Raw genomic sequence first — 1970 nt, 5'->3', positions numbered from 1 at the left:
AAATTATTCCAAGATTCTTCCAATCCTGCACCCTTGCGATCGGAACGCTCATCACTTTTGAAAGTCTTCTCAGGCAGAGCGCATACGCCATGAAGGTGGCCAGTACCGATCCCACGGCCGCGCCCGGCAGGCCGAAATACCAAACACCGGCTAAGCTGGTTATTACGGCAAAGGGCAAAACCGAGGCTTCATAACGCATGTTCGCCGACCCTTGTCCGAACACGCTCAGCAGGGTGGTAATTTCAGCCGATATCAACGTCTGAACCAGATAAATGCGCAGTACTGGCGCGCCGCTAACGTACGCGTTTGTAAATAGAAGCTGGATGACTTCATAGGAAAAGGCGAATAATGCCGCAATAGCGGGAAACATAATCGCGCTAATTATCACATTGCCTTGGTTGTTCAGCCGCAACAGCTCTTCGTGGCGACCGACTGAATGAAGATGGCTCATCTTGGGCAAAAGCAAATTCGCCAGTACGCCTCTCAGGACTTCAAAGGGCATAAGGAGCATAGTTGCAATTGAAAATATGCCGAACACCCCTGATGAAAATACCGTGGCCACGATCCATTGCTCGGCTTGTTTCCGCATGTTCCATAGCAAGCCAGCCGCGCCAAATGGAAGAGCATAACGAAGCTGTGTACTGAATTGCTGCTTGTCCAGCGGGAACAGTCGAATGCCGCAATAGCGTGAAATGAAATAAGCCAAAAGTCCGAGTCGGATGCAGGCAGCAAGTGATGTGGCAATCAGCACCTCTTCAAGCCGCCGAAAAATTACTGCCGCGGAAATTATGAGCACGGCCCTGAGCACGGATGTGGCCACGATAGCTTGTGCCTGCCATCGAATCTGCCCTGCGGCGTTGGGTAACGCGTCGAGTAACAAGCCCAAATTCGAGGCAAGCAGGAAAACTACAATCAAAAACCCATGCTGGCGCAGCAGGTCTCTCATGGCCGAGGGCAGGGAATCACCAAAGACAAAAATCAGAGCCGACGCAATCATCGTTACGGCAAGCAAGAACAGCACCGTCTGCCCGACATAAAGCCGGCGTCCCTCTGAATCCAAACGGACAAAGAAGAAAAGCAAACTGCGGGGCAGCTCAAAGGCGAACAACAGAGCCACGGTATTTACAAGTAGCCAGAACAGCCGATATTCGCCGAACGCTCCGGAGTCGATCGTTCGCACCAGAACGACCGGCGTCAACAGCATGATGGCCTGTTCGATATAGCGAGCAGCGGAGAGTGCAATGCCTTGACGTGATATTGATGCCATGGAATCCGCGACCTAGACTCTAGCGGCGATGGCGCCGACGAAAACGAAGTTGGCAGGAACGTCGGCCCGACCCGAGGCTCGTCCACAAAGAAGGTCAAAACTGACCGTGCTCCTTCGGGCAACAAACAAAGCCCTAAAAGCTCACGTGTTCGTTATGCGACCATCGCCGAGGGCGAGATTTGAGCAAGTGTAAGCAAAACGGTTGGGAATAAAAAGCAACTCGATCAAGTTCAACCGGTGGCTGAGTGGCTACCCAACTGTAAGTACTCCGTAATACGCTAATTCTCGATCGCTGCACCCAACTAACGGTCTTGCCCTGACCGGACCTCGTTCGTAGGCGCTGTTCAAGGGCCGCCTACCGGATGATGGGGTGATCTGCGAGTCCGCGGTCCCGAAGATCAGATGCCGCTGGGCTTGGAAGACATCGAGCAGGTGGCGGTGTACGGTGCAGGGGTCAGCGCGTATCTGCACGCGTGGCCACCGGGCGCTGTCACGTCGCGATCAAACCGTGGCGTGTATGTCGTACCAACCGGACAACGTGCCAGTCGCCTTCGCCCGGTGCCACCGCGACAGGCTCTTATCCGCAGAGTACCACTTGCCGTCACTTTCCCAGGGGCCAGGTCCGGAGCTGTGTCCGGAGACGAAAAAGCGCCCGGCGCGCCGGATTTGGCGGCAGTCGGCATAGCCGAGCTCTCGCACAAAG

Annotated in this window: 2 protein-coding genes; both read right to left on the bottom strand. The window is 54.8% G+C overall.

What is annotated here, in order from left to right; genetic code table 11:
* Positions 1–1267: lipopolysaccharide biosynthesis protein (locus ACXJL8_RS39760; RefSeq protein WP_456686892.1), on the bottom strand; the 1267-nt coding region annotated here is incomplete at its 3' end.
* 501 nt (positions 1268–1768) lie between these two features.
* A partial coding sequence (locus ACXJL8_RS39755) for a hypothetical protein (RefSeq protein WP_456686891.1) occupies positions 1769–1970 on the bottom strand: 202 nt, incomplete at its 5' end.

The organism is Bradyrhizobium sp. P5_C11_2 (assembly GCF_054049755.1).
Note: the sequence above shows the minus strand (reverse complement) of the source record. Positions and strands in the feature narration are given on the sequence as shown.